This window comes from Cellulomonas sp. P2_F12, from assembly GCF_056403775.1.
Window position 1 is genome coordinate 1 of the sequence record NZ_JBFUEV010000015.1, and the last position, 3,237, is coordinate 3,237.

Below are 3,237 nucleotides of genomic sequence, written 5' to 3' on the forward strand. Positions count from 1 at the left end.
AGTGCGTCGACATGTCGGTCGAAGGTGCGCTGGAACTGCCGGGCTTCGTCGTTGAAGTACCCGGCCTGCCACACCTGGCTGGTCTCGTCGCCGACGGTCGAGACCGTCAGCCGGCGCACCGTGTCCTCCACCAGCAGGCGTCCGGCGCGCCCGTTGATCTCCAGCTGGTGGGTCAGGGGGTAGGCGTACGACGAGTCGTAGGTGCCGACGAGGCTGCCGACGCCGCCGTTCGCGAGCTCGAGCGCGAKGGCGACGGTCGTRTATGGGCCGTCGTGGGGCCGCGCCATCTGGGCCATCACGGACACGATCGGTCCGCACAGGTGCTCGATCGTGTCGAACGCRTGGCACTGCGTCTCGATCAGCTGGGCGTGCGGGTGCGTGCCGATGTTCGCCTCGCCTCCGAAACGCCAGCTCGTGAACACGATCTCGCCGAGGGTGCCGGCCGTGATCGCGGCCCGTGCGCGAAGCATCGGCTCGGCGTAGCGGTGGTTGAAGTTGATCGCCAGGAACAGGTCCCGCTCGGCCGCCTCGCGAAGGAGCTGGTCCGCCTCGGCAAGATCGAACACGAAAGGCTTCTCGACCAGGAGCGGAACGCCGCTGCGGATCAGCTGGAGCGTCGGGGCGAAGTGGTGCTCGTTCGGCAGCGCGACAGTGACGAGGTCCGGCTGGGCGGCGTCCAGCATCGCAGCGATGTCGGTGTAGCCCGTGGTGCCCGCCTCTGCTGCCTGCCGTCGTACGCGCTCGTCGGTCCTCCCGACGATCGCGACGACGGTCGTGTCGGACCGCTCGGTGAACACCCGGATGTGCTGTCGACCCCACCCGCCGGGGCCGACGACCGCGACGCGCAGGGGCGCGCCGCTTCCGGAGTCGGAGAGTGCCGCCCCCGCTCCTTCGTCGGCGACACTGTTGACGACACCCGGGCTCTCGGTCATGACCTTCCCCCGTCGTCGGGCAGCGCGTTCCTGCAGTGAAACGTCACGCGGCGTGCGAGTCAATCGTCTGCCGGTGGCACCTCGGCGCCACCGCGCGCCCACGGCAGCATCGACACCAGCAGGTTCTCCGCGTCCTGGTTCCCGTCGCGGCCCTTCACGGCGTCGCCGTCCATCGACACGACCTCGCGCCGCGCGGGATCTGGGTGAACGCCGTCGCACCCGGGCCGGTATGGACACCACTGCAGGTCTCGGACGGGCAACCTACGGAGAAGCTGAAGGGCTTCGGGGACTCCTCCTGGCTCGGCCGGACGAGCCAGCCGGTCGAGCAGGCACCCGCCTACGTGTTCCTCGCCTCGCCGGAGTTCAGCTTCGTGGTGGGCGAGGTCATCAACGTCAACGGCGTGGCGCACGTGCCCTGACCGCTGCGCCCAGGTGGGACCCGTTCACTGCGGGAGCCTCACGTTGACCGCGTCAACGGAACCGCTCGAATCGGGTCAGGGCCGATGGATGTGCGATCGCGGACATGCAGATCAGACGTTTGCCATCGTCCGCCGGTACCCGCCGAAACGCCTTCGATTCCCTACTGGCCGCTGGCGGCGAGCGCGCCGCTGGTGCGACCGAGACTCCGACAGGATCGTCGATGCGAGGCGCGTCGGACCCGAGCTCGTCGACGTGCGTGACTACCCGCGGGAGCGGGCCCGGCCGAGGGACGGGACGACGGCCACCTTGTTCTTGGGGCGGCCGGAAGGGCGGCCCAAGGTTCTCCGCGGCTTCGCTGCCGGCCAATGTGGGACCACTGTCTCTCGGCGAACACCTCACCGCGGTCGCCGCACGGCTCGGCCCACTGAGCGGAGCCGAGTATCTGGCTGCGACTTAGGGCTGAACCCGATCATCTGAACGTGGCGCCGCGGAGAGCCCCGGGGGACGTGCGAGCAGCTCGCGCACTGCGTCGGCGACGACCTGCGGCTGACGGAACGGCACGAAGTGGTCGCAGTCGAGCATCCGCAGATCGAGGGAGGGGTGTGTGGCCATCCAGGTCAGGTCTGAATCGGTCAGGAAGTAGTCGGTGCGTCCCATCAGCACGACCGCCGGGATCGTGTGCCAGCCGGCGCCCACCTGTCGGTTCACCATGGCGCTCGGCGCGATGGGGCGCCGGGGATGGTCGCGCAATACGGCGCGGACTTCGGGCGGGAAGGTCGCGCCGACCTCGTCGTCCAGCCACCATCGGTTGTCGAGCGCGTACGTGCCGTCGGGAAACCAGATGAGGTGCTCGTTGCCGTCCAACCAGTCGTCGTCTTGGACGAAGCCCTCATCGCGAGGGACCGAACTGACGTAGACCAGGCCGGTGACGTCGGGCTCAGCGTCGGCGGCGGCCGTGATGACGTCACCGCCGTAGGACCAACCGACGACGACGACGGGAGTCTCGCTGGCACGGATCGCCTCGCGAACGGCTTTGCTGTCGTCCATGAGCCCGGCGGTCGCTGACCGATGGGACGGCAGGTCCGGTGCCAGAACGTGGATGCCCCCCGCCTCGAGGGGTCGCCGGACCCAGAGCCAGTCGGACGGGTTGCCCCATCCGCCGTGGACCAACACGGCCGTCCCCTGAGTCCCCGGGGGGAGTGCCGACTGCTGTGCGGAAGACGCTGCGGACACGGGTCCGCTCCCTTCGTCGGCGAGCGTGTTGGTAGCCCAGCTGCCAGCCACCCGATGCGGGTTGTCCAGGTTGTGCGCCACATAGCGGCGTGATCGGCCCCCGGCTAGGTCTCATTCAACCAAGTGAGCGCACCCCGTTCTTCAGCTCTTCAGCGACAGTATCGACCCCTCGGTCTCCGGCTGGCCGCGACCTCGCCACGATCGTCGGCGTCCGCTGGTGATAGCCGGGCGGACCGAAGGGGGGCACGCCGCCTGACGGTCCGCACCACTCTGGCGCGTGCCGCGTCCGGAGCACGCTCAGACCGGCACTCGTCGGCCCGTCTCGAAGGACTCGATGCAGCCCAGGGCCAGTGCGAGCGCGCGGCGGCCCGCACGAGCGTGGATCGGTGGTTGGCCTCCAGACCGGAGGGCTGGCAGGAGTGCGTCGACATGTCGGTCGAAGGTGCGCTGGAACTGCCGGGCTTCGTCGTTGAAGTACCCGGCCTGCCACACCTGGCTGGTCTCGTCGCCGACGGTCGAGACCGTCAGCCGGCGCACCGTGTCCTCCACCAGCAGGCGTCCGGCGCGCCCGTTGATCTCCAGCTGGTGGGTCAGGGGGTAGGCGTACGACGAGTCGTAGGTGCCGACGAGGCTGCCGACGCCGCCGTTCGCG

3 protein-coding genes and 1 pseudogene are annotated in these 3,237 nt (G+C 69.5%); 1 reads left to right on the top strand and 3 read right to left on the bottom strand.

Going from position 1 to position 3,237, the window contains the following annotated elements; all coding sequences use genetic code 11:
• Positions 1–932 (bottom strand): Gfo/Idh/MocA family protein (locus tag AC1DWH_RS20040; protein WP_477095134.1); only part of this gene is annotated, 932 nt, incomplete at its 3' end.
• Between the two features lie 182 nt (positions 933–1,114).
• Between AC1DWH_RS20040 and AC1DWH_RS20045 the strand changes: the two are divergent.
• Positions 1,115–1,351: pseudogene (locus AC1DWH_RS20045) on the top strand (SDR family oxidoreductase); the annotation flags it as partial.
• Between the two features lie 454 nt (positions 1,352–1,805).
• On the opposite strand, the gene AC1DWH_RS20050 reads toward AC1DWH_RS20045, so the two are convergent.
• Both AC1DWH_RS20050 and AC1DWH_RS20055 read right to left on the bottom strand, forming a co-directional pair.
• Complete coding sequence (locus AC1DWH_RS20050; RefSeq protein ID WP_477095135.1) at positions 1,806–2,666, bottom strand: alpha/beta fold hydrolase; 861 nt, start codon at positions 2,664–2,666, stop codon at positions 1,806–1,808.
• Between the two features lie 216 nt (positions 2,667–2,882).
• A partial coding sequence (locus AC1DWH_RS20055) for a Gfo/Idh/MocA family oxidoreductase (protein WP_477095136.1) occupies positions 2,883–3,237 on the bottom strand: 355 nt, incomplete at its 5' end.